Source organism: Leptotrichia wadei (assembly GCF_007990545.2).
In the GTDB taxonomy this organism is placed as follows: domain Bacteria; phylum Fusobacteriota; class Fusobacteriia; order Fusobacteriales; family Leptotrichiaceae; genus Leptotrichia; species Leptotrichia wadei.
Genome location: NZ_AP019829.2, coordinates 714,963 through 741,597 on the forward strand (window position 1 = coordinate 714,963; position 26,635 = coordinate 741,597).

General features: G+C 28.4%; 22 protein-coding genes and 1 riboswitch. Of the genes, 16 read left to right on the forward strand and 6 right to left on the reverse strand.

Annotated features, from left to right (window positions below; all coding sequences use genetic code 11):
• Positions 1-58 precede the first annotated feature (58 nt).
• From trmB to FVE73_RS03360, 10 genes are all read left to right on the forward strand, one after another.
• On the forward strand, positions 59-895 hold the full coding sequence (trmB, locus tag FVE73_RS03315) for a tRNA (guanosine(46)-N7)-methyltransferase TrmB (protein WP_018498579.1): 837 nt from the start codon (positions 59-61) through the stop codon (positions 893-895).
• A gap of 13 nt (positions 896-908) precedes the next feature.
• On the forward strand, positions 909-2,507 hold the full coding sequence (locus FVE73_RS03320; RefSeq protein ID WP_232058528.1) for a methyltransferase regulatory domain-containing protein: 1,599 nt from the start codon (positions 909-911) through the stop codon (positions 2,505-2,507).
• A gap of 192 nt (positions 2,508-2,699) precedes the next feature.
• On the forward strand, positions 2,700-3,758 hold the full coding sequence (locus tag FVE73_RS03325; RefSeq protein ID WP_018498581.1) for a mechanosensitive ion channel family protein: 1,059 nt from the start codon (positions 2,700-2,702) through the stop codon (positions 3,756-3,758).
• 26 nt (positions 3,759-3,784) lie between these two features.
• Positions 3,785-4,435 (forward strand): MBL fold metallo-hydrolase, encoded by a 651-nt coding sequence (locus FVE73_RS03330; RefSeq protein ID WP_018498582.1) that lies wholly within the window; start codon positions 3,785-3,787, stop codon positions 4,433-4,435.
• A 33-nt stretch (positions 4,436-4,468) separates the two neighbouring features.
• Positions 4,469-4,912 (forward strand): D-aminoacyl-tRNA deacylase, encoded by a 444-nt coding sequence (gene dtd / locus FVE73_RS03335; RefSeq protein WP_018498583.1) that lies wholly within the window; start codon positions 4,469-4,471, stop codon positions 4,910-4,912.
• Between the two features lie 241 nt (positions 4,913-5,153).
• The gene (locus tag FVE73_RS03340) at positions 5,154-5,987 is read left to right on the forward strand and encodes an NlpC/P60 family protein (protein ID WP_018498584.1); all 834 of its coding nucleotides are present in this window, start codon (positions 5,154-5,156) and stop codon (positions 5,985-5,987) included.
• 122 nt (positions 5,988-6,109) lie between these two features.
• Positions 6,110-7,108, forward strand: a complete 999-nt coding sequence (locus tag FVE73_RS03345) for an aspartate-semialdehyde dehydrogenase (RefSeq protein WP_026239048.1) — start codon at positions 6,110-6,112, stop codon at positions 7,106-7,108.
• A 6-nt stretch (positions 7,109-7,114) separates the two neighbouring features.
• Entirely contained in the window at positions 7,115-8,680 is a 1,566-nt protein-coding gene (locus FVE73_RS03350; RefSeq protein ID WP_018498586.1) for an ABC transporter substrate-binding protein/permease, read from the forward strand.
• Positions 8,680-9,420, forward strand: a complete 741-nt coding sequence (locus tag FVE73_RS03355; protein ID WP_018498587.1) for an amino acid ABC transporter ATP-binding protein — start codon at positions 8,680-8,682, stop codon at positions 9,418-9,420. Before FVE73_RS03350 ends, FVE73_RS03355 begins: the two co-directional genes overlap by 1 nt.
• Positions 9,421-9,556: 136 nt before the next feature.
• Complete coding sequence (locus FVE73_RS03360; protein WP_018498588.1) at positions 9,557-10,357, forward strand: hypothetical protein; 801 nt, start codon at positions 9,557-9,559, stop codon at positions 10,355-10,357.
• Between the two features lie 236 nt (positions 10,358-10,593).
• Here FVE73_RS03360 and FVE73_RS03365 read toward each other — a convergent pair whose 3' ends face one another.
• From FVE73_RS03365 to ribH, 5 genes are all read right to left on the reverse strand, one after another.
• The gene (locus FVE73_RS03365) at positions 10,594-11,682 is read right to left on the reverse strand and encodes a glycerol dehydrogenase (RefSeq protein ID WP_018498589.1); all 1,089 of its coding nucleotides are present in this window, start codon (positions 11,680-11,682) and stop codon (positions 10,594-10,596) included.
• 200 nt (positions 11,683-11,882) lie between these two features.
• Positions 11,883-13,103 carry a bifunctional 3,4-dihydroxy-2-butanone-4-phosphate synthase/GTP cyclohydrolase II gene (locus FVE73_RS03370; RefSeq protein WP_018498590.1) on the reverse strand — a complete coding sequence of 407 codons (1,221 nt, stop codon included), beginning with the start codon at positions 13,101-13,103 and terminating at the stop codon, positions 11,883-11,885.
• Positions 13,104-13,136: 33 nt separating this feature from the next.
• Positions 13,137-13,814, reverse strand: coding sequence for a riboflavin synthase (locus FVE73_RS03375; protein WP_018498591.1), 678 nt, complete (start codon positions 13,812-13,814; stop codon positions 13,137-13,139).
• A gap of 33 nt (positions 13,815-13,847) precedes the next feature.
• Positions 13,848-14,975 (reverse strand): bifunctional diaminohydroxyphosphoribosylaminopyrimidine deaminase/5-amino-6-(5-phosphoribosylamino)uracil reductase RibD, encoded by a 1,128-nt coding sequence (gene ribD / locus FVE73_RS03380; RefSeq protein ID WP_018498592.1) that lies wholly within the window; start codon positions 14,973-14,975, stop codon positions 13,848-13,850.
• Between the two features lie 60 nt (positions 14,976-15,035).
• The gene (ribH, locus tag FVE73_RS03385; protein ID WP_018498593.1) at positions 15,036-15,503 is read right to left on the reverse strand and encodes a 6,7-dimethyl-8-ribityllumazine synthase; all 468 of its coding nucleotides are present in this window, start codon (positions 15,501-15,503) and stop codon (positions 15,036-15,038) included.
• Positions 15,504-15,696: 193 nt separating this feature from the next.
• Positions 15,697-15,834: riboswitch (FMN riboswitch) on the reverse strand.
• Positions 15,835-16,064: 230 nt separating this feature from the next.
• Between ribH and FVE73_RS03390 the strand changes: the two genes are divergently transcribed.
• The 5 genes from FVE73_RS03390 (at position 16,065) to FVE73_RS03410 (ending at position 25,201) form a co-directional block, all read left to right on the forward strand.
• Complete coding sequence (locus FVE73_RS03390; protein WP_018498594.1) at positions 16,065-17,372, forward strand: leucine-rich repeat domain-containing protein; 1,308 nt, start codon at positions 16,065-16,067, stop codon at positions 17,370-17,372.
• Positions 17,373-17,419: 47 nt separating this feature from the next.
• Complete coding sequence (locus tag FVE73_RS03395) at positions 17,420-21,337, forward strand: PAAR-like protein (protein WP_018498595.1); 3,918 nt, start codon at positions 17,420-17,422, stop codon at positions 21,335-21,337.
• A gap of 10 nt (positions 21,338-21,347) precedes the next feature.
• Positions 21,348-21,932, forward strand: a complete 585-nt coding sequence (locus FVE73_RS03400) for a hypothetical protein (protein WP_018498596.1) — start codon at positions 21,348-21,350, stop codon at positions 21,930-21,932.
• Positions 21,933-22,096: 164 nt separating this feature from the next.
• Positions 22,097-24,265 (forward strand): hypothetical protein, encoded by a 2,169-nt coding sequence (locus FVE73_RS10835; RefSeq protein ID WP_018498597.1) that lies wholly within the window; start codon positions 22,097-22,099, stop codon positions 24,263-24,265.
• Between the two features lie 57 nt (positions 24,266-24,322).
• Positions 24,323-25,201 carry a hypothetical protein gene (locus FVE73_RS03410; RefSeq protein ID WP_018498598.1) on the forward strand — a complete coding sequence of 293 codons (879 nt, stop codon included), beginning with the start codon at positions 24,323-24,325 and terminating at the stop codon, positions 25,199-25,201.
• 203 nt (positions 25,202-25,404) lie between these two features.
• On the opposite strand, the gene FVE73_RS03415 is transcribed toward FVE73_RS03410, so the two are convergent.
• Positions 25,405-25,959 carry a hypothetical protein gene (locus FVE73_RS03415; protein WP_018498599.1) on the reverse strand — a complete coding sequence of 185 codons (555 nt, stop codon included), beginning with the start codon at positions 25,957-25,959 and terminating at the stop codon, positions 25,405-25,407.
• A gap of 385 nt (positions 25,960-26,344) precedes the next feature.
• On the opposite strand from FVE73_RS03415, the gene FVE73_RS03420 reads away from it, so the two are divergent.
• The gene (locus tag FVE73_RS03420) at positions 26,345-26,542 is read left to right on the forward strand and encodes a cold-shock protein (RefSeq protein ID WP_018450345.1); all 198 of its coding nucleotides are present in this window, start codon (positions 26,345-26,347) and stop codon (positions 26,540-26,542) included.
• Positions 26,543-26,635: the final 93 nt, after the last annotated feature.

The following is a 26,635-nucleotide window of genomic DNA, read 5'->3' on the forward strand; positions in this document are numbered from 1 at the left end:
TAAGCTGTTAGTATAAATTTTATTAAAAATTAAAAAAGAAAAGGAAAATAAATAAATTATGGAAGATAAAAGTGAAGTTAAGATTAACATTATTGGAAAAAATGGGCAGAAAATTGAAATTACTGAAGCTGAACAGAAAAGAAGGAATAAAATAAAAAAAGTTAATGATGAATTTAAACTGGTGAATGCAGAAAAAAGTAGAATTATAAATGAAAAGGAAATTTGGAAATATTTCTTTGAAAAGCCTAAAAAAAATTATAATAAATATATGTATGAAATGCTTGAATTTCCTAAGCATTTGATGTATAATAATAAAAGCGTTGATGAATATTGTGGAAAATGGAATGAATTTTTTGGGAATAAAAATGACATTTACTTGGAAATAGGTTGTGGAAGTGGGAATTTTACAGTTCAAAATGCTGAAAAGTATAAAGATAGAAATTATATTGCATTGGAATTACGATTTAAAAGGCTTGTTTTAGGAGCTAAAAAATCTAAAAAAAGAAATTTGGATAATATTTTGTTTGTAAGAAAAAGAGCAGAAACAATTCTAGACTTCTTGGGAAAAGATGAAATTGCGGGAGTATATATTAATTTTCCTGATCCTTGGGAAGGTGAGGAGAAAAAAAGAGTTATAAGTAAAAGTCTGTTTTTTAAATTAGATATTGTTTTAAAAACAAATGGAAAATTATTTTTTAAAACAGATCATGATCAATATTATGAAAATGTTTTAGAATTGATAAATGAACTTGATAATTATAAAATTATTTATCATACAAATGATTTATATAATTCAGAAAAAGCAAGTGAAAATATTAAAACTGAATTTGAACAAATGTTTTTAAGTAAGCATAATATGAAAATTAAATATATAGAAATTCAAAAAAATAGGTAGATTGCATAAAATATTGAAAGGAGAGAGAAGTAAGAATTTAAGCTTGAAAAATAAAAATTCTTATATAAAGGTTATGGAAAATAAAAATACGTATAGTGAATTGCTTTATAAGTCAAATCCATTTAATTATACGATACCAGCATTATTGGAGGCACATGGGAGATTATATGGACTGACTCCAAAAGATTCGAGAAAAGCTAGAGTGTTGGAATTAGGCTCATCATTTGGAGGGAATATAATTACACAGGCACTTTATAATCCTGAAGCTGAATTTATTGGAATTGATTTGACATCAGAACAAGTTAAAAAAGGAAATGAAATTATTGAAAAAATTGGACTTAAAAATATAAAATTAATTGAAAAAAATATTTTAGATATAAATAAAGATTTAGGGGAATTTGATTATATTATTGTTCATGGTGTATTTTCTTGGGTTCCAAAAGATGTACAAGATAAAATTGTCAAAATTTGTAATGAAAATTTGACTGAAGAAGGAATTGGATATATTTCATACAATACTTATCCAGGATGGAAGGAACCTGATAAAATACGTGAAATGATGATTTATGCAAATAAATATTTCCCGGAAATTTCATTAGGAGATAAAAATCAGCGTGGAAAAGCCTTTATTTCAATTGTTGCAGAGCAAATGAAATTATATGATGATATTTCTAAGAAAAAGGGAGATTTTATTAAACAAATAGAAGAAGTTGTGGGAATGCAAGATTACTATGTAGCACATGAATATCTTGAAAGTTTTAATCATCCGTTATATTTAAATGAGTTTGTAGATTTGATGAAAAAAGAAAATTTAGAGTATATATCGGATGTTGCCTTGAGATTATCCATTATTAGTACTTATAATAAAAATACTGTGGAAAAATTGCAGCAGTTATCACAAGGAGATCATGTAATAAAGGAACAATGTCTTGATTATATACTTGATACAAAATTTAGAAGATCAATAATTTGTAAAAATAGTCAAGCTAAGAAACTTAATTTTAGCGAAAGTTTTCCTAATGAAATATTAGATTCGTTTTTATTGTCATTAAGATATACAAAAGAAGAATTAGAAACATTGAATGAAGATAATGTTAAGACTATTATGCTTCATTTGGTAGAAACGCCAAATAAAAGTTTTGTTATAAAAGATGCTATGAAATATTGGGAAAGTATTGCTAAAGATAAAAATGATGAAAAAAGAAATGAAGTTATTAGCAATTTGAGAAAATTTGTTTTGAATAGTATGATCAATGGTAAAATTAAATTTTACTGCTCTGAAAATGAAGTAGTTCCTTATGAGGAAAATAAAGTTTATATCCTTAAAAAATTTAGAAATTATCTAAAAACTCTAATTATTGGAGAAGGAGCTGGAGTAGTTGGAATAGCAAATTCGAGAAATGAACTTATTAATGATTTAAATGATGTTGATGTAATAGTTGCAGATATTTTATCAGAACCAAAAACAGAAAAGGAAATAATTGAAGAATTATCAAAAACAACCATTTATAGAACAATGCCAGACGGGGAAAGAAAAGAAGTAGAGGCTTCTGATTATTTGCCAGAAAGTATAAGAAAGTTTGAATTTTTAGGTTATTTTTCAAAAAGATAAAATTAATGCAAAATAGTGATAGGCAGAATAATACATACTTATCACTTTTTTTGAATAATTATTTGCACATTTTCTGTTTTAAAGTTAAATAATTATAAATTTTAAATTATATGTAATTTGGAAAATGATAAGAAATTATTGTATTTAATATTGCTAAGTAAAAAAATTTAATTGGAGGGAGGGAAATAGGTCATGAAGGAATTAGAAAAGTTTTTAGAGCTGGATAATATAATTAGATTTTTGAAAACTAATATTTTTAAATTATTTATAATTTTTTTAATTGTAAAAATTGGGAAAATATTTAAGACTAGAATTGAAAAAATATTAAAAATTATACTTGATAAATCAAATATTGATAAAAGTGTAGCCTCATTTTTACTTTCAATTTATTCAATCTTATATTATTTTATCCTAATTTATTCTTCAGTAGGAATTCTTGGAATTAATACTACTTCGATTACAACGTTTTTAGGAGCAACAGGAATTGTTTTGGGAATTGCTTTCAAGGAAACTTTAGGGAATTTTTGCGGTGGACTTATAATTCTTACATTTAAGCCATTTAGCGTTGGAGATACAATAGAGTATAATAATTATATTGGGACTGTGACAAAGATAGAATTGTTTTATACAAAAATGTTGAATCCCCAAAATGAGCTTGTAATAATTCCAAATGGAATAGTTACTAATACCGAAATAAGAAATATTAGACAAAATGGAGAACGCAGACTTGATTTGGAAGTTGGAGTTTCATACAATAGTGATATTCAAAAAGTAAAAGGTACCTTAGAGAGAATAATTAAAGAGGAAACAATGAATGAAGTTGAAGAAACACAAATAAAAAATAATTTACTTGTAAAACTTCAAAATACGATTTTAGAAAAACGTGAAAAAAGTAAAATTAATTTATTTGCAACAATTTTTTCTAGAAAAAAAATGAAAGAAGCCGAAGACGAAGCAAATAAAAAAACTGAGGAAGAAAATTATGAATCTGATAAAAATACGCAAAGTATATCAAATACTTCAAAAGTTGTCAATGATAAAAAAATGATTTTAGCTTCAAAACCATCTATTATAGGAGTCGGTCAATTAGCAGATTCTGCAATAATATTTTATGTTTATGTTTACACACGTTCGGAAAATTATTTAGATTTAAAGATGAAATTAAATGAAAAAATTAAAATGGAATTTGATAAATTAGGAATTGAAATACCATATCCACGAATGGATGTGCATATACAAAATAATAAATAATTAATAAAAAATAAAAGGAGGAATAAATGGAATTAAAAAGATTTTTAAATGACAATGCAGTGCAAAGTAACTGTTATGTTATTTCTCATGGGAAAGACTGTTATGTTATGGATCCTGGACAGGAAAAAATGACAGAAGTTATTGAATACATTGAAAAAAATGAATTGAATTTATTGGGAGTTCTTTTAACACATGGGCATTGGGATCATATTTTAGGGATACCGTCTATGCTGGAATATAAAAAAGTACCTGTTTACGTAAGTGAAGGTGGATATGAATTTTTATTTAATCCTGAATTGTCGCTTTTTGCTTGGAGAGAAGGAGAATTTGAATTAAATAAAGAAGATGTCAAAATTATAACTTTGAAGGAAAATGATAAAATTGGGAAAAATGGAATAATTTCTGAAAATACTGATAATGAAGAAATTTATTTTGAAATAATTGAAACACCAGGACATAGTAGAGGAGATATTTGCTACTATGATAAAAAAGATAAAATATTGTTTTCTGGAGATACATTGTTTACTGGAACTTATGGAAGAGTGGATTTACCAACAAGTGATCCAATTCAAATGGGAAAGTCCTTGAAAAAATTATTGAATTTGGATCCAGATATAAAAGTTTACCCAGGACATGGATTTGATACTACTATTGGAGTAGAAAAAAGATATTATTAGTTTATAAATTAAAATATAAAATTAAGGGAAAAAATGAAAATAATAATACAAAGAGTAAATTTTGCAAAAATATTTGTAAATAATGAATTTAAAGGAAAAATTCAAAAGGGAATAGTTGCTTATGTCGGAGTCGCTAATGGGGATTGTGAGAAGGATATTGATTTTTGTATTGACAAGTTAATTAATATTAGAATTTTTGATGATGAAAATGGAAAATTAAATTTGTCGGTAAAAGATATAAAAGGAGAATTACTAATTGTAAGTAATTTTACAATTTATGGAAATACAAAAAAAGGAAGAAGACCAAGTTACACAGATTCTGCAAGAGCTTCTGAAGCTCAAAAAATTTACAACCTTTTTTTACAAAAATTAAAGAATACAGATATTAAATTTGAAACAGGGGAATTTGGGCAATATATGAAAATTGTTTCTGAAAATGATGGACCTGTAAATTTAATATTATCTTCTGATTTGTAATGAAAACAATTTAATTTTAGATTTAAATTATTAAAATTCAAAAAATTATGGAAATAAAAATTATAATAGAGATAGAATATGGCAATATTTAAATTAAGAAGGAGCCAAGATATTTATTAAGAAGTATTTTATTTACAATAAAGGAGTAGAAAAATAAATAAAAAAATTCTTTTTTAAAGGTAATATAAAAAATAAGAACAGGAAAATATTATATTTATAGAAATGAAGGGAGAAAAAAGAAATGGTAAGAAAATCAACTTTAACAATGGCATGTATGTTATTAACAGTAGGATGTACAGGATTACAAACAAATAATGAAAATGATTCTAAAACTAGAAAGAACAATAATGATTTTTCATCTAATAGTAATGATGATAATAAGGATGATAATATTATTATTGAAATAGTTGGAGATAATAAAAAAAGAAATACAGGAGCTTCTCAAAGTAGTAATATAGAAAGAAAATACAATAATCATGATAAAAATAATGAAAGTAAATTTGACATGTCAGAAGTATCTGAAAAAAATAGCCAAACAAATAAAAATTCAGATGATTTCAAAATTACAAAACTATTTGATGAAAATAATTTGGTAGATCGTTCAATGCCAAATTCACAATTAGTATTACAAAAGTTATCTGAATTGAAAAGAAAACAGCAAGAAATACTAAGAAATGGTACGTCTAGTCAAAAAAAGACTGTAAAGTTACAAAATGATCTATTGAAGTCATACAGTCATTGGAAGGGCACAAAATACTCTCTTGGAGGAGATTCATCAAGTGGAATAGATTGTTCAGCATTGACACGTAGAGTTTATCGAGAAGTATACGGCTACGAATTACCAAGACAGACAGTACAGCAAATTAAAGTAGGAGCTCATGTTGCTAAAGAAAACTTGAAGCCAGGAGATATTGTATTTTTTAAACCAGAGGATACAAATAATCATACGGCTGTTTATTTGGGAGACTCTCTTTTTATCAATGCGTCTTCATCTAAAGGAGTCGTAATTTCTACATTGGAAAATACTTACTGGAATAAATATTTTAAATATGGCATAAGAGTTAGAATGACATAATAAATTTATTTTAAAAAACTTCAAAACTTGTAATTTTAAAAATTTTAGAGTATAATATACCCATAATATTTAAAATTGAATATTTGGAGGGCAAAACCTTGAAAAATTTAGGAGGAAAAATAATGAAAAATTACAAAGTGGCGATTATTGGTGCTACAGGACTTGTTGGAAGAACATTTCTAAAGGTATTAAAAGAAAGAAACTTTCCAGTGGAAAAATTATATCTTTATGCTTCAGCTAATTCAGCAGGTAAAAAAATCGAATTTAATGGAACAGAATACACTGTGATGGAATTAACGGATGAGAATATAGCTAATGACATTGATATTGCTTTATTTTCAGCTGGAGGAGGAGTATCGCTTGAATATGCTCCAAAATTTAAAGCGAAAGGTGCAGTTGTTATAGACAACAGTAGCGCTTGGAGAATGGATAAAAATATTCCGCTGGTAGTTCCTGAAGCTAATCCAGAAGCATTGAAAAATCACCCTGGAATTATTGCAAATCCAAATTGCTCTACAATTCAAGTAATGCCTGTATTAAAGGTATTGCAAGAAAAATACGGATTGAAAAGAGTAATTTATTCTACTTATCAGGCTGTTGCAGGTTCTGGACAAAAGGGTCTTAATGATTTGGAAGCTAATTTAAAAGGAGAGCCATCAAAAGGGTATCCACATCAAATTGCATTTAATGTATTACCTCATATTGATGTTTTCCTAGATAACGGATATACAAAAGAAGAAGAAAAAATGATTAATGAAACTAGAAAAATACTAAACTTGCCAGATTTAAAAGTAACTGCAACTTGTGTAAGAGTTCCAATTAGATTTGGACATGCAGTATCTGTAAATGTGGAATTGGAAAAACCTTTTGAATTGGAAGATGTAATTCGTGCATTTGAAGAAAAAGAAGGAATTGTTGTGCAAAATGATGGAAAGAATAATGTTTACCCAATGCCTATAAATGCACAAGATACTGATGAAGTTTATGTTGGTAGAATTAGAAAAGACTTTTCCGCTGATAATGCTCTAAATTTATGGGTTGTAGCAGATAACATCAGAAAAGGTGCTGCTACAAATACAATTCAAATTGCTGAAACTTTAATAAAAGAAGGAGCACTATAATAGAAAATGAAAGTTAGTACGATAAAAAATAAAATATTAGTATTACTAGTTTTTATGGCAACTTTCATAGCAGGATATAGTGATGATATAAAGGTTGGAATGGAGTGTGGATATGCTCCTTTCAACTGGTTTCAAAACGATAGTAAAAATGGTGCAGTGAAAGTAGATGGAGGTTATTGTGGCGGATATGACGTTGAAATAGCCAAAGTTATCGCTAAAAAGTTAAATAAAAAATTAGTAGTTGTAAAAACGAAATGGGATGCATTGCTTGGGCCTGCTTTGACTTCTGGAAAAGTTGATTTAGTTATAGCAGGAATGTCGGCAACGCCTGAAAGACGACAAAGTTTAAAATTTTCAAAACCATATTATGAATCAGATTTAGTAGTAGTTGTGAAAAAAAATGGGAAATATGCTAACGCTAAAACAATTAATGACTTTGTGGGAGCAAAGATTACAGGGCAGTTAAATACACTTCATTATGATGTTATTGATCAAATGAAAGGTGTGAAAAAGCAAACTGCAATGGAAAGTTTTCCTGCGATGATAGTAGCCTTAAATTCTGGGAAAATAGATGGATATATTTCTGAAAGACCAGGAGCGATGGCAGCTCAATTTTCAAATCCCAATTTAAAATTCATTTCATTCGATAAAAAAGATGGATTTAAATACGATACTGAAGAAGTAAATGTTGCAGTTGGAATGAAACTGGGAAATACAGAACTGGAAGAGAAAGTTAATAAAATTCTAGATGAAGATCTGACTCCTAAAGTGCGACAGCAGATTATGGAAAAAGCTATACAAAATCAGCCAAATGAAACATCTCGTTCATTTTTTGGATGGGTTACATTTTTTGTTCAAAATAACTGGAAGACATTTTTAAAAGGTACAGCTGTAACATTGTTTATTTCAGTTACTGGTACAATTGTAGGATTTTTCATTGGATTAGTAGTTGCATTATTTAGATATTCGGAAGCAGAAATTGATGGACAGAATAAAAAATATAAAAAAGGTGGATTAAAAATCTTAAACAGGATTTTTTCAATTTATATTGCAGTATTTAGAGGAACTCCTATGATAGTTCAGTCAATGGTAATTTATTATGGACTTTCTCAAGTATTTAATTTAAATTTATCTCCATTGCTAGCGGCTTTATTTATTGTATCAATAAATACGGGAGCATATATGAGTGAAATTATCCGTGGTGGAATTGACTCGATTGACACAGGGCAGTTTGAAGCGGCAAAGGCGATTGGAATGACAAATTTTCAATTAATGAAAAGTATTATTTTTCCGCAAATGTTTAGAAATATTTTGCCAATGATAGGAAATGAACTTATTGTAAATATAAAAGATACATCGGTGTTAAATGTAATAAGTGTTACAGAGTTATTTTTTATTTCAAATTCTGTTGCAGGAACTTATTCACGTTATTATGAAGTATTTATTATAACAAGTGTAATTTATTTCTTCTTGACATTTACGTTATCGTCAATTTTAAAACAAATTGAAAAGAGAATTGATGGACCTCAAAATTTTGAATTTTTAGATGATGTTAATGGGGAGGAAAAATAATGGGGAAAAAAGTTATTGAAATAAAAAATATTAGAAAAGATTTTGGAAAAAGAACAGTATTAAAGGATGTAAACTTTGATGTTCACGAAAAGGAAGTTGTAAGTATAATTGGCTCATCTGGAAGTGGAAAGTCTACTCTTTTACGATGTATAAACTTACTTGAAAAGCCTACAAGCGGACAAGTTTTAATTCATGGAAAAGATGCGATGGCAGGAGATATATCGCTTGTAACATTGCGTGAAAAAGTAGGAATGGTGTTTCAGCAGTTTAACTTATTTAATAATTTAAGCGTTTTGGAAAACTGTGTAATCGGACAAATGAAAGTTTTAAAAAAGTCACGGGAAGAAGCTGAAAAAATTGCAAAGGAATTTTTGGCAAAGGTAGGAATGGAACGTTTTATTCATGCAAAGCCAAATCAAATTTCAGGTGGACAAAAGCAAAGGGTGGCAATAGCAAGAGCACTGGCAATGCAGCCTGAAGTCTTGTTATTTGATGAACCTACAAGTGCACTAGATCCTGAAATGGTTGGAGAAGTTTTAAAAGTAATGAAAGATTTAGCCAAAAGTGGACTCACAATGATTGTCGTAACACATGAAATGGACTTTGCACACGATGTCTCAAGTAGAGTTGTATTTATGGATCAAGGTATAATTGTGGAAGATGATAAACCTGAAAATATTTTTGAGAATCCAAAACATGAAAGAACTAAGGAATTTTTGAGTAGAATGTTAAGTAAATAATATGTCATTATTTACAAGTTCTAATTAAAATCAAATTAAATCTAAAATTATTCCTTGAAATTTTTTAAAAAATAGTGTAAAATAATAAAAGTTGAAAAAACTAAAAGTAAAATTTATTAAAATTAAAGGAGATAAAATGGCAAAGAAAAAAGCTGAAGATACTAAATTAACTTTAACTGATGAAGAAAGAGAAGGATTGGATAACGAAGGAATAAAAAGAATTTTGACTAGCAAGGCTATATTAAAAGTTGCAAAAGAATATAAATTTTCGGATGAAGAAAAAGAAGAATTTGAATATTTATTTACAAATGAAAAACATAAATTCTTTATTGCAAAACTTATTGAAGATAAAATTTCTGTTAATGAAAATGATGTTACAAAATTATATACAGATAATAAAGCAAACTTTGATGCACAAAATATTCCTTTTTCTCAAGCTAGAGAAATTATTCAAAGAGATTTATTAAATCAACAAGTTGCTACATTAGAAGCAGAAGAATTGAATAAATTAGTAGAAGGAATGGAAGATAAAATAGAAGTTACCAAGAAAGAAGTTTTATTTTCAAGAGGAGATGCTGAAGTATTAAAAACTTTAATTGTTGGTAAAATAATTTCTAAAAAAATGGCTGATGAAAAATTTGAAGATCAAGAACAAAATAAAAAAGATTTAGAAGTTATAAGAGATAATGTATACATCAACTATTATTTAGATTTAGAAGTTAGAAAAAATGTAAAAGTTACTCAAGAAGAAGTTGTTGAGATTTATGAAAAAGAAAAAGCAAAACTTGGAAATGTAACTCCAAATAGTGCTTATCAACAAATTACTAATAGTTTGTTTAATAACAGAGCAATTGAAGAAAGAAATAATTTAATAAATAAAATTGTAGAAGATTATAAAGTTGATGAAATCGCAAAGGAATATGCAGAAGCTGAATAAAAATTAATAAAGTATAAAAAAACTTGGAAAGTAGTAAATTTATGAAATCCAAGTTTTTTATTTTATAAAAATAAAAGAATATCTCATAAAATAAATAAAATTTCTAAATCACAAATTTTATTTATTATTTAGAAAGTCAATAAAAATAATATCTGTTGATTTTTAAAATACATATCTATGTTAGCAAAAATCATTTTTGAATTATGAGATATCCTTGATTATTTAAAAATTTTAAATTAATTTTTACCAAGTTCATCTGCTACTAATATTGCTGCAAAAACATCATCAGCAGTAACTTTGAATGGCATATTATGGATTGTTTCACCTTCAGCTGTACTTGCTTTTGCCACTTCATATAATCTTTCTTTTGAAACATTTCCCATTCCTAGTTCAGCCAATGTTGTTGGAAGTCCTAAACTTTTGCAGAAGTCCACAACTTTTTTGATTTCACATAAACATCTGTTTTCTAAAACTAGCTGTGTAATTGTTCCAAATGCTACTTTTTCTCCGTGATACATGTGGTGTCCTTCTTCCAAAATTGTAAGTCCATTGTGAATAGCATGAGCTGCAGCAAGTCCTCCACTTTCAAATCCAATTCCACTTAAATAAGTATTTGCTTCAATTATGTTTTCTAAAGCCTTTGTGACTACTTTATTTTCTACTGAAATTTTAGCTTTTAAACCATCTTCAAATAATGTATCTTTACATAGTTCTGCGATTGCAATAGCGGCTTTTGTAATTCCTCCACCAGCAATTGAAGTGGCATTTGCATCGACACAGGCTTTAGCTTCATAATAAGTGGCAAGTGCATCTCCAATTCCAGCTACAAGAAGTCTTACAGGTGCATTTACAATTATATCTGTGTCCATTATTACCATATCAGGATTTGCCTTTAAGAATAAATATTCTTCAAATTCTCCGCTTGGAGTATAAATTACAGATAAGGCGCTGCATGGTGCATCAGTTGAAGCAATTGTAGGTACGATGAATACAGGGATATTTTCGTAATATGATATTGCTTTTGCTGCATCAAGAGTTTTTCCTCCACCAATTCCAAATACTGCATCACATTTTTTTTCTTTTAAAATATCAATATTTCGGTTAATTTCAATTTTTGAACATTCTCCGCCAAAAACTTCAATATGATAATTTATGCCTTCGTTTTTAAAACTTTCAACAATTTTATCTTTAAAATTATCAAAAATAAATTTGTCTACTAGTAGATATGCACCATTATTACCACGTAATTTGTAATAAGTCGCTAAATTAGTGATTTCATTTTTTCCTTGAATATATTTTGATGGTGAATTAATAATTTTTGCCATAAAAAATCATCTCCTAAAAATTTATTTTTATTTATTAATATTGTTATAACATATTTTTTAATAAAGTCAATAGCAGTTTTGAAGTAAAAAATCAGAAAATTATTCAGATTTAATATTTTATATAATTTCCTGATTTTTGAATTTTATTAAGTTGATTTTAAAGTTAAAGGTTCTTTTTGGATAATATAAATTTAAAATTTTTATAAATCCTGTTTTAACAAATGTCCCATTTTTTCCTTTTTTACCTTTAAATAATTTTTATCTACATCGTTGGCAGCAATTTCAATTTCCTTGCGTCCAGCAATTCTAATTCCATATTTTTCCAATCCTTCGATTTTCTTTGGATTGTTGGTTTTTAAAATAATTGATTTTATTCCTAGATCCTTTATAATCTGTGCTGCTACGGCATAATCCCTTAAATCGTCAGAAAATCCCAATTTATGATTAGCTTCCACAGTATCATAACCTTCGTCCTGAAGTTTGTAAGCCTTTAGTTTATTCAGAATTCCAATTCCACGCCCTTCCTGACGTAAATAAATCAGAAGTCCTTCTCCGCTTTCTTCCAGTTCATGTAAAGCTCTATGAAGCTGTTCTTGGCAATCACATCGTTTTGAACCGAAGACATCGCCTGTCAGGCATTCAGAGTGAAGTCTGACTGTGATATTCTCTTTATTTTTTATTTCGCCCTTCATAACTGCGATATATTCCTTATGTTCGATTTTATCGCTATAACCTGCAAAAGTAAAATTTCCAAATTGTGTTGGAATATCAACAGTTGCTTCATTTTTAACTAATTTTTCGTTTTTTTTTATATAAACAATCAGACCATCAATTGTAATTAATTTTAAACTATGTTTTTGACAAAATTCAAACAAGTCATTTCGACGAGCCATTTCTCCGTTTTTCTTTAAAATTTCCATAATTACAGCCACTTCAGAAAATCCTGAAAGTCTTGCCAGATCAACAGCCGCTTCAGTATGCCCTTTTCTTTCAAGTACACCGCCTTCACGTGCAATTAACGGAAATAAATGTCCTGGCTTTCTAAAATCCTTTGCAGTTTTAGCTGGATTTGCCAAATCTTTTATTGTATTTAATCTGTCACCTGTAGAAATTCCAGTAGTTGTACCTTCTAATGAATCGACTGAAATTGTAAAGGCAGTTCCAAAATAGTCGGTATTATGCTGAACCATTGGATTTAATTCAAGCTCTTCAGCTCTTTTCCTAGACATTGGCACACACATAAGTCCTCGTGCTTCATTAATTATAAAGTTCAATGTTTCATAAGTTACTGTATCGGCAGGAATTATCAAATCCCCTTCATTTTCCCTATCTTCATCGTCAACAACCACAACTGGAATACCTTTTTTCAAGTCTTCAATCGCAGCTTCGACAGTATCAAATTTTGCTTTATTTTCTGCCATTTAAATCACTTCTTTCTTTTTTTCCTTTTTTTATTAAAATCCATTTTTTTGTAAAAATTCCATTGTCAATTTTGATTTTTTTTCTTTATTTTTTAAATTATCAAAATTATCAAATTTCAATATTTTTTCTACATATTTTCCAAATAAATCTGTTTCAATATTCACAAAATCCCCAGTTTTCTTCATTCCAACCGTAATATTTTCAATCGTGTGCGGAATAAGTGAAACAGAGAAAATTCCATCTTCATCATTGACATCAATTACTGTAAGACTCGCCCCGTCAATGGTTACACGCCCTTTTTCAACGATATATTTCATATTATTTCTATAATTTTCATCCAGCTGAAACTCATAAACTTTCGCAATTCCCTTATCCGTAATTGACAAAATTTTAGCCTCGCAGTCAACATCTCCCATAACAAGATGTCCACCTAAAAAAGTTGCAAGCGTAAGCGACTTTTCAAGATTGACAATATCCCCCGCTTTAGCCCGTTTCAAGCCACTTCTCTCAATAGTTTCAAACATCACATCTGCCGTAAAGTCACTTCCCTTTAATTTGGTAACAGTCAAGCAAACTCCGTTTACAGCGATACTATCTCCAATTTGTGCCTTTTCTACAACCTTTTTTCCTCTTATTGTAATTTCAATACTTGCATTTTTTTTCGCAAGATTAATAACTTTTCCAGTTTCTTCAACTAAACCAGTAAACATAACTTTCTCCTGATTTTTAATTTTTTATTCAAATTAATTATAATTTTTTTGCAAAAATTCTATTCCCACATTTTTGTCATAAATATTATATTTCACATTTTCCAAAATCACAGCTTCATCCATTTTTTCCCTATCAAATCCTGTAATAAAAGACTTCCCTTTTTCATCGCCTAAAATTTTATTGGCAATAAAAATTTCTCCAGCGTCAATTACATTTTCTTCAAATGCCTGTGAAATAAGCGATTGTCCACCTTCCAGCAAAATTGAATCAATTCCAATTTCTCCAATTTTACGAAGAATTTCTTTAAAGCTAAATTTTGTACCATTTAAAAATACAAATTTAACTTTGCTATTTTCAGAAAAATCCAGCTGCTTTTCAGAATTTTCGTTATTTTTTGATGTGACAATTATTGTCTTTTCATCGCTATTTTCTTTAATAATATTGTGATTTTTTCCAGTTTTAAAATGCGGGTCAATAATGATTCTATATGGATTTACACCGTTTTCAACTCTTGCAGTAAGACTTGGATTGTCAACTAAAACCGTGTTTATTCCAACCATAATTCCCATAAATTTATTTCGATACAACTGAACTTTTTCACGAGCAGTTTCATTTGTAATCCATTTGGAATTTCCTGTCTTTGTAGCAATTTTCCCATCTAAAGTTATCGCACATTTTAAAAACAAATACGGAATTTTTGCCATAATATATTTAAAAAACACTTGATTAATTTTATCGCATTCACTTTTCAAAACATTTTCACGCACTTCAATCCCAGCATTTCTCAATATCTGCACACCTTTTCCAGCCACTTTCGGATTTGGGTCAGATGAGCCGATAACACATCTTTTTAGCCCCATTTTCACAATTTTTTCAGCACAAGGTGGTGTTTTCCCGTAATGCGAACACGGTTCCAATGTGACATAAATCGTGGCATTCGACAAATCGTTTGAATTTTGAGCAGCTTCTTCCAAAGCGTAAACTTCAGCGTGAGGTCCTCCAAAATATTTATGATAGCCAGTTCCAATAACTTTTTCATCTTGAACAACAACCGCTCCGACCATCGGATTAGGATTTACCGCCCCAGCTCCTTTTTTTGCTAGTTCAATTGCTATTTGCATATATTTTTTATCAATTTCATTATTTTTATTTGTAGACATAATTTTAATTTTCCTTTTTATAAATAAAATTATTAGATGTGTTTGATAATCTAACGTTTTTTATTTTTCAATTTCTTTAATTAAATTAATCATTTCAATTGCAGAAAATGCCGCATCTGACCCTTTGTTTCCTGCCTTTGTCCCTGCTCTTTCAATAGCTTCTTCAATGTTATTTGTAGTTAAAACTCCAAAAATTACAGGCAAGTCAGTTTGCAACGAAATTTGAGCCACTCCTTTTGAAACTTCTGCACAAACATAGTCAAAATGTGGTGTTGAACCTTTTATTACAGCTCCTAGAGCAATTATTGCATCATATTTTCCTGTCTTTGCCAATTTTTTTGTAATTAAAGGTATTTCAAATGCCCCTGGAACCCAGGCAATGTCAATATTTTCTTCAGAAACATCATTTCTTTTTAATACATCTAAAGCGCCTCCAACTAATTTTGAAGTAATAAATTCATTAAATCTCCCAGCTACAATTCCTATTTTTGCATTTCTTCCATCAAATTTTCCTTCAAAAGTTTTCATTTTCAAATCATCCTCTCATTATTTAATTTTTATTTTCATTTAAAACCAAAAAAGCCAAGAATATTAGATTCAAGGCTTTTATAATATAAAGGTAGGTAATTTTAATTTGTAATTACTTTAATTTAGAATTTTATATAAATAACTGAGCTATATATAACAAAGTTCCTTAATAATTTCATATTAAAAATTAATTATTTCACTTCTACCATCTAGACTATAACTATCGGTACTGGAATTACACCAGTTCATGTTATTTCTATCTTTAATTAAGTAAAAACAACTCGTGGACTTTACCACCGGTCGGGAATTTCACCCTGCCCTGAAGTTTTAAATTTATTTCCGAATTAATGATATCACTTTTTTACTATAATTACAAGCATTTTTTAAAAAATATATAAATCTTTTTTTAAAAAAATCAGTTCTTTTATTGACAAAATTTAAAACATAAGGTATTATTATATAAATTAATATTAAATTAATAAATGTAAAAAATAATAAAAAAACATTTATAAAAAATAAATTATATATTAATTTAAAATAATGATACAATAGGAGGTAACAGTGAAAAATACACTTAAAATACTAATTTTTCTAGTATTTATGGCTTGCAGTAACAGTAAAAGCGAGGAATTGAAAGAAAATAAAAGTACAAATGAACAAATGGCACAAATTAATACAATTCCCAAGCAAGATAAAAGCTGTATTGAGCTAGGGAAATATAATATTAGTGCTGAAAAAATAGAATTAAAAAATAAAGGATTGGAGGAGATAAATTGTATAACAGATTATAGAAATGTAAAAGTTCTAGATTTACGTTGGAATAAAATTAAGGATGTAAAACCGTTGAAAAATCTGAAAAAATTGGAAGTTTTAAAAATAAATTTTAATCAGATAGAGGATATAAAGCCTTTGTTAAATTTAATAAATATAAAGGAATTGTGGCTACATAACAATAAAATAAGTGATATTAGAGGAATTGGGAAATTAACAAAATTGGAACATCTGGATATAAGTTTTAATCCGCTAAAAAATGGAATTAAGGAAATTTCTGGATTGAAAAGGTTAAAAAGGCTCGAATTACGGGAAGTTCCAAAGGAAATAGTGGATTATGTGTATGAAGATTATCATAATTTTATGATTCCTGAAAAAATATTTATTGAGCAAAGATATCCAGAACTTGCTAAAAAACGTGAAAATGAAATAAAATATCCAAATTTTTCAAAGTTTGAAGATAAAATAAACGGTTTTGAAACTGTGAAAATTATAAGGGAACTTTCCACAAAAGAAGTTGCATTGAATAAATTGCCTAACGAAGTTTATAAAATAGTTGATGAGTATGATAAAAACTCTGAAGAAGCTGATGATAAAGTGGAGGGAGCAGCTTTTTTTACAAATAATGTTTATTCAATATACACTCTTACTTATCCTTTTGCTTATGCTGGGCAGTCAAATAGTGAAACTGTCTTTGTGAAAAATGGAAAAGTGATTGCAAGAGATACTGTAAATTTAGATTCTCAATTGGAAAGTATTGATGGAAATAATCTGTTTTTATCGGCAGTTGCAGCAAGCGGGGGAACAAATTATGCAATAACTGATATGAAAAGTGGACAGATGTGGCGAGAAGAATTCAGAGATTTTGGATTAACATCGTCTAAGGGAATGGGTAAAGTTTTTGTAACATCTTCAAAGGAAAATACTGTCAATGTAAGAGAAAGCAATGACTTAGACAGTTCAATAATTCATAAATTAGCGAATAATGTTGAAGTTGAAGAAATTTCAGATGAGAAAGACTGGAAATATGTGTATTTTTATAATAAAGAGGGGGGATATTATATGAAAGGGTATATACATAAGAGTCAGTTAAGATAAAATAGCTGATTTTGTAAAAATTTCAAAATTTAAAGGGGGAGTTAATTGTGGTAAATAGGAAATTTAATGGGGTAGATATTGGAGATAGTGCGGTTGCATTTTTTGAAAAGCTGGCTAAATTAGAAAGTGGCGGAAAGTATAATTTAGCAGATCAAAAATATTATATTGGAAAATATCAGATTGGGACGGATGTTTTAATGGACATGGGATGGCTTCCGAAGGGTTCGACTTGGGCAAATGCCAGATTCATTGGTGAAGGTGCCACAAAATGGAAGTTAAAGGGGAAACAGAGTTTTTTAAATAATCCAGCGGCACAAGATGAAGTAATAATGCGTTCAGTAAAAATGAGATGGGCAACCTTGAAAAAACATAAGGATAAAATTTGTAAAAATATATCTGTTCCTAAAAATGCAGTTTATATAGCACCAGGAAAAGTTAGAGCTTCTGAAAGTAAAGTAAAAACAATAATAATGAAAAAGAGAAATCAAGGATACAAAGCAGAAGATTTGAGGGGTAAAAGTTTTTTGCTTACATCGTCTGGAATGCTGGCAGCTTCACATTTATGTGGTCAAGGTGCAATGTCTAATGCTTTGGGAAATAATTTTAAAGGTGTCTGGGGAATACCGGTAGATGGAAATGCAATGCCATCATTGCTTTATGCTGTAAATTTAGCAGGGCATGATTTATCAGTGATTATTGGATTTAAAGATAATTGTGAAGTGGATCACAAAGTTGTAGAGAAAAATCATACACAAACTGATAATAAAAATATAAATAAACAGGCTACAATTCAGTCAAAACCTAAATCTAATGTTTCAAGTAACTCTTTACAAACACAAAAAGAAGTTTTGACACTAAATAATGCTAAAACTGAAAGTGATGAAAGTAATAAAGAAGGTGTATTTTCATTTAATGGTCAAAAATTTGAGGAAGTTTGGGATAGTGAAGAGTATAAAAGGGATAGAGCTGAAAATGGGAAAGCTCCTGAATTGGCATTTGTAAATCCTGATGAGGCGATTTTGAAAAGGCTGCAAGCTAAATTTCAAGATGAAAATATTTATAATGAGGATTATGTAAAATATTTAGAAACTAAGACAGGGAAAAAGGTGCTGGAAGAGAATACGGAAGATATAAATGTCATTTTGAAGATGTATGATGAGGCGACAAAGGACAATGATAAGATTGGGAATGTGATAAGGCAGCATGGATTTGATATTTTAAGGGGAAGAGAGGAAAATAATGAGATTTTGCGGATACAAGATATAGTTTATTATATTTATTCGTATCCTATTCCTAATAAAAGTGCTATAGAATCATTAGAATATGTACTTGGTCAATATTCAGCAAGATATGTGAAATATCCTGATAAAAAACCTGTAAATAAATTCAAGGAAGATAAGAATTATGTGGATAAAATACAAAGTGTGATTCAGATATATGTAAAAGATGGAAAAACTAAAGTTGAAAAAAATCAGCTACCTGAAAAGTATGACAAGTATATGCAGGGAATAAAGGATATTGATGAAATTGTTATAAAAGTTGCTAAAAAGCCAGCTTTGGAGTTACAGAAGACAAGATGTGAAAATTTGATAAGGGAACTTGGAGAAAATGCTGCAGAATATGAAAAAACTTATTCTATTGATGAAAATGGAGTTAGGCAGTTTCCTTTGTCGAGAAGATTGATTGACAATATAATAATTGAATTTTTGAAGGTGCAAACTGGGTTTAAGGAAGAAAATGAAACTAAGTATTTTGATAACCATGAATATAAAGATAGCAATATTGTGAGAAATTATCTTTTATGGTATATAAAAAGACAAAAAGGAATTGATATTCCATCAAAAATTGAAAGTGGGTTATTTAATAGACTTGAAAAAATTGGGAAGGATATAAGGGTAACGACTGTCTTGAATGACTGGATAACTTCAAAATCGGCAATAAAAGTGCGGAATATTAGGAAAATAAGTGATTTGATAGATGAAGTTTATGAAAATTACAGGGATAATTCGGATTTTGAAAAGGATAAAGACATTATTTTGGGATTATTTAAAAATAGCAAGGAATTGCGGGATTATGCGGCAAATGTTGATTCAATGGATTTGTATTCCTTTTACAAGTTATTTTATGATCTGCAAAATATTATAAATCCTACTGGAGAGTTATTTGTAAATACTAATTGTATGCTAAAATGTACGCTTGGAAGGGATATTAGCCGATTAATCATAAAAGAGGACAGTGTAATGCTTGAAGGCGGAAAACAGGCTAATATAAATGATACGAATATTCAGCCTTTTAAATCTTGCAGTGCAATTGGGACTTGCCAGCCTGCATTAATGGGGATGTGGGAGAAAAATACGGATGTAAAAGTTAGAAATAAGCCTGCATTGCTGGATATTTCAACTATTCAATGTCAGCATGGCGGAACTATAAGTATCGATGACGCTGGACAAAAGGAAGCTGGAACGGCAGTTACTAAAGATAAGGAAGTTAATGAAGCTGTTAGGGATGCTGATTGTCAATATAAACTGCTGATAAATATTTGTAGCGATGTAAATAATGATTTTATGCAAACGCAATTAAAAAAGGAAGCACAAAAATTTTCTAAATGGAACAGATTTAAAAGTAGCACAATGAATGGTGCAAATAAGACGAAAATTCAAATTGCTGAAAAGGAGACTTCTTCAGAAAAAGAAAAATATTTGAGAGAAAAAATTTTGGATGCATTTAAAGAGGCATATAAAAGTGTAAAACAAAAATCTGGACCTGAACTTGATACAAAGGGAATAATAAAAAAACATGGGTTAAGTTTGTGTGATTACGAGCAAAAAAACTTTTATTCTGGAAAAATGTTGCCTGTAATAGCTTATGGGTATTTAATGCGGGCTGGAAATTTGACAATAACGGAAAATGAAAAAAAACAGATTGAAGCAGAATTAAATAGCGATATAAAAACTTCAAATACAGAACAGATAGAATTAAAGGATTACAAAATACAAAATAATGTAAAACAAACAAAAGAAGCTACAGATCATAAAATAAATTCTTCAGATATTACAAGCTGGATTGAAATAGGTAAAACATTATACACATCAACAGAATATCCTCCAACTGAAGTAGATGTACTAAATGCAATAAGGAAAAATGGAAAAAGAGTGGCTGTGTGTCCGTTTAGTCAACGAGAGTGGAGTGAAACTCATAATTCTTCAAAGGGATTGAATAATGTTGATGGCGTTCAGGATGATGTGAAGAAGAAAGTTGAGCAGGATTCTAAAGATAAAAATAAAGAAGAAAGAAATAAGAATACAGATAATTTAGAAAATAATGTATCAAAAGGACAGGTTTCAACAGTTAAAGCAGATAAAAAATTAGAAAGAAAGTCTGAAAAATGTGATATAGATAACTGCCCACATAAAGAAGTCAAAGGAAGGGCGCCATGGATAAAAGTTGCAGAAGAAGAAATGAAGAAATATAAAGGGCAAAAAGAATCTAGCCGGAGTTTATATAATAGAATACAAAAAACATATTTTCCTTATGCAAATTTTGGAACAGATAAAAAACCTACTGAAATTGCATGGTGTGCAGCATTTGTAACATATTGCATGAAAACAGCAGGATATAAGAATTCATCTGATCCTTCTGTTGGAGGATATGATTGGGGAGTTGCGCCAAGACCAAAATTACCAAAAAGAGGATGGTTTGAAGGTGAAAAAACTAAACCTTTTGTAGGAGCTATAGGAATTTTTAAATTTCGAAAAGGTTATAGCCACGTAGCAATATTAGTTGGAAAAAGAAAAAATGGAATGTATGTATTTTTAGGCGGAAATCAAAATAATGAAATTAATAAAACGGCTTTTGAGCCAAGTAGAATTGATTATTTTATGAAACCCAAAAGTTATACAGTAAAACCAGAAGAGCAAGAACTACCAATAATTACAGATTCAAAAAATACAGGTACAGTAGGATAAAGGAGATAAAATGATAAAATTACTAATTAAAATAATAATACTAGCTTTAATTTCATGTTGTAGTAAAAATAATGACAATTTGTTTAATAATATTAAGTATAAAGAAAATATAGAAAAAAAGCCACAAAAGATATTGCAAAAAATGAGTTTTGATAATAAAAAATTGAATAATAAGGAAATGACTGTATCACTTAAAAGGATTATTGATACTGTTGTTACGGCTCGGAAAAGTAAAAGTTATACATTAGAAAAATATGATGAAGATATTTTTAAAAAATATAGAGAATATTTTGATGATACCCAAAATAATAGTGAGTTTTTTGAAAAAACTTCAAATTTACTTTTAGAATTAAAGAGTGAATTGAGTAATTTAAATTATGTCAAAAATATTAAAAAGTCCGTGAAAATTAAAGGTGCTAATTACAGTTGTTCAATTCAAATAACAAAAAAACCTGAAAAATTAGGATATGTTGATGGAGATGTATATGGTACAGTTAGCTGTTCTTCGGAATATGATTCGATGAGCAGGTTTGAAGAAATTTATTTAAAAAAAGTAGGTGAGAAATATTATATATTAGATTTATTAATTTCATAAAAAATATATTGACAAATTTTGAATTTTAGTTTAAAATAATATTAATTAAAATTTAATTAATATATAGAAGGGGGAGAATTGAAATTATTTGAAATAATACATAAAATTAATGCAGGTTGACTGAAAATAATTTTTATGGTATTAAAAGTAATTTTGAAAGGAATATGAGGAATAAAAATGTTATAAATCAGACTAATCGAACTATTTTGTTTGAGGAAATTAATCCAGAGAAAATGGATATTTTGACACTTGTTAATGATGCTAGAAATATGGATTCGTTGGATGATGAAAATATTATTGAGATTAATAGGCATCTTTTGGTTGGGAGTTTTGAGGAGTTTTTGGAAAAATTTGATCCGAAAGTGTATAGTTATTTTGATGCAGAGAGTCAGAGTATCAAGTATATTTTGAAAAAACCTGAAGGAGTACCTGAGGATCTTGTGACAGAAATTAAGATTAATAATGGGAATACATTTTTTAAAATGCTAAGTACATTGATTGAAGCTAGAAAGTCACAAGGGAATAGAAATGTAGATTTTAAGTTTGAAAATATTTTGGAGTTAATTTCTCCGAAAAAGGTTATTGAGGATATTAAGCAGACAAGAAAAGAGATTGCTCATATTTTTCAGAAGTATGAAGAATTGGATGATGAGAATCCTAAAAAGTTAGAATTGGGGGATAAACTTAATACAAAGTTTGAGGAGGCTTCTGAAAATTATAGTAATGTACTTGGAATGTTGCCGCTTGCAATTGAAGACATAAAAACTCGGCTATTAATTGGAAATGATTCGAACAATTTTAAATCAGAGAAAATAAAATTGGGAATGTTACAGGTTGGAGAGAAAGGAGAACTTGAGGTAATTGAGTATAAGCAGGAAAATCAAAATTCACTTGCGATGATTGAAGAAAAAAATACAACAGCTCTGGTTGAGGCCTTTAGGGATGACTATGAAAATGTGACAGATGAACCAAATAAGTATATTAGTGATTTGGTTGTTAGAACATTTGTGCCGCTTGCGAAAACATTTGTGGATGTAGATCCTAAGCAGGAAGTTCAAAATTATAATAATTATTTGGCATTTTATAAATCGGCTCAAGAGGATTTTATAAAAATTGCGAAGCCTTTGATTGAAAAAATATTGGGTGTGAAAATGTTTTTTGAGCAGTATGATGTTAGAATGGGGCTTATGAAACCGACACTTTTGATTACAAATGTAAAACCTGAAATGATTGTAAAGGCTGGAAATAAGGATAAATTACGTGCATTTTTGAATACGACTAATGAGAAAAATGATTTTGATAATACAGTATGGTTTGGGATTTATCCAAATGTTGATTTGGATATGAAAAAATCAGAGAAAAAAGTTCGTGAAAGATTTATGGGGACTAAAAATGAGGAAAAAACAGAGAAGAATACAATAGAAGTATTAACAAATTTAATGACTGTTTTGGCAGAATATAAAGTTCAAGTATTTTTTAACTTTGAAGGAAAGCCTGAAACTTCATTTGACAATCTTGCAACAACTGGTGTAGATAAATATATTGAAAAAACTCAAATTTTAGAAAATCAAAAATATTCAGAATACTTAGTTCCAGTAATTCCTAATTTTACAATAATTCCAAAGGATAAATCAGGAGTTATGCTAGATTATAAAATGAAATTTGAAGAGGAAACAGGAGTATTGCTTTCAAAAGAACAGGAAGATTTGTTAAAATTTTGGATAGAAGGTGTGTATATAGATGCATCTTATGTTGCAGCTGGAATAATTAGTGCGATACAATGTCCAAATTATCTAAAGGAAAGATTTTCAAATGTATCGCCGCTTTATCCAGGAGTACGTTTTGATATTGAAGAAAAGGATAACTCATATCATGCGAAAACAACAATGTCTAAGGAAATATCAGGATTTACAAATACAATAAAAGATAGAATAAATCAGTTTAATTATGGATTCGTATTTTCATCGGATAATGCGAATGTAGCACGTGAAAAAATTAGAAATATTGTCGTTTATAAGGCAAGAACTTTGCTAAAAAATCTAGATGGAGGATATGAGCCGCTTTATAAGACACTTACAACGACTTACATTGAAAGAACATTGAGATTTACGACAACAGATTTTAAAGAAGACAAATTAAATATGTTTTTTAGCACAAATCCTGAAAGTCAAAAATCAATTTGGTTAAAAGATACAAAATTTGTAAATGGAATTATGCAAAAGGGAGATGACTTATCTCATGTGATTGATGCAGATAATGGAATTTGTCAGCTAAATATAACTTTTGCAGGAAATTTGAAGAATTTGCAGGTTGAAATTAATAAAAATTATTAGTATTAATAAAGGAAAATAAAAAAAATAAAGAGGCTAAAGAAATAAAATGGGGGAAAAATGATTGAAAATAAATATCCGATATTTGGGAATGGGCAGGTGATAAATAAGGAAGCACTTGATTTATTGAGGGATAATCCTGCGGAATTGACGGATTTATTATATTTGGATAAAAAAGATGGAATAATCTCGGGATTTGACCTTATTACAGATTTAGATAATAAAAAAGTTACTGTGACAAGGGGAATTATTAAATATAATGAAAAAATCTTTTGGATGAATGAAGATTATAAATTTAATATGCCTGAGATTGAGAATAGATATATTTTGAAATTAAAATTATTTTCAGATTTTGAAGAAAGAAAATTTTATATTAGAAGTGCTGATTTTTCATTGGAAATTTTAGATATTGGAGCGAGTAATAGTGAAAATACTGAAATTGAAAATAAAATTTCGAATGGTTTGGAAATTCAAGAAGAAAATAATAACAAAACAAAAGAACTTTGGAAAAGTAAAATTGGAGAAATTGAAATAACACGTTTTATTACTAGAATAGGAGCGGAACTTAGAAATGACTATAATAGTTTTAGAGATTTAAGACGTGATTTTAATTTACTGGAACTTATAAATATAAAATATTCTTCAAAACATGAATTGGGGACACTTCATCCTAAAATTTTGAAATTATTTGGGAAAGAGGCTTCTAAAAAGGAGAATTTAGATATTTATGATGTAAATTTTTATGTAAATTGTTTAAATGGAAGTGTAGAAAGAGATGCTATAATTGCTTATATTAATTTAAAATTACAAATGGAACAGGAAAATTATACCAATGAAGAACTTTATCAGTATTTAGTTAAAATTTTGGATAATTTAGGAAAAGACAGAAAAATTACTGAGAAAAAGAGAGTTATTCCTAGAAAAATAACTATTGAATAGAAAAAAATATTTAGATTTTTAAAATATAAAAAAAGTTTTAAAATTTTTAGAAAAGTCAAGCAAGGAATTATAAGCTTTTATAAATTTTTAAATAATATAATTATTTATGACAAGGGGTCAAAACCCCTTGTTTTAGTTACCAAATAAGTTTAATAATACTCAATGATAATTAAGTGTTTTTTAGTTAAATCAAATAAAAAAAATTAATCTACTGTAAATAGAAATTGGCTTCCTGCATATAATCCCAATTTATTTTTCTTTAACTTGAATGTATAATTACCATCTGTTAGGCTGTCATTTTTTTCATTAAAGGTTAAATTTTTAGTATCAACTTGCATTCCATTTTCTGATTCGCCTTTGTAGGTTATTTTGTATTGGTTATTTTGTTTAGAAAATACTAAAACTCTATCTTCCATTGGAATTTCCTTACCAATAAGTTTATCTACGTGTTGTAAAGTCTTACTAGCTTTTACTTCTTCAGCTTTTACTTGTGAAGGTGGTTGAATATTAGCACTCTCATTGATATTTTCTGTAGTTTTATTTGCGGCTTCTGCAGCTTGTGCGGCTGGTTGAACTTCTGATGAAGCGGCGGTATTTTCTTGGGAATTATTGCTGTTATTGGCGGCAGTATTATCTACACTTTGTTGTTCGATTTGGATTTCATCTTGATCTTCATCTTGTTTTGCTTCTTTTTTTCCACAGCTAATTACGGCAAAAATTGCTAAACATCCTAATAGAATATATTTTTTTAGGTTCATAAATTATCACTTCCTTTTAATTAAATTTTATTTTGTAATTGATTTAAAATAATTATTATAACTATATTTTATATTGTTTTTAGTAAAATTACAAGAGTTTTATTACAATAAAAATTGTAAATTTAGAATTTAAAATATGGCAATTAAAAAAATTTTGAGATTCCTTAAAAGAGCATAATTACTTTATTTTTAAAGGAATTTTAGTGTACTTTATAAACAAATTCTTAAAAGTAATTAAAAAATTAAGAAAAAAAGCTATTATTTTTTTGAAAAATATGGTATAATACTTATAGATAACCAAAAGCAAGAAGTAAGTGTAACAAAATATAGATATTTGTAACAGTAACAAGTTGTTTGAGGTATTAAAATTTTAGGAGGTAATACTTTGTTAGGTAAAGTAAAATGGTTTAACGAAAAAAAAGGATTTGGATTTATTTCAGGAGAAGATGGAAATGATTATTTCTTACATTTCTCAAAAATTAATAAAGAAGGATTCAAAACAGTTAACGAAGGTGAAGAAGTAAGTTTTGATGTAGAAGAAGGACCAAAAGGACCTCAAGCAACAAATGTAATTTCTCAATAATCGATTAATTAATTTTGTGTAAAAAAGGCTGTTTCAAAATGGTAAATTTTGGGATGGCTTTTTTCTTTATTTTGGATACAATATATGAAAGCG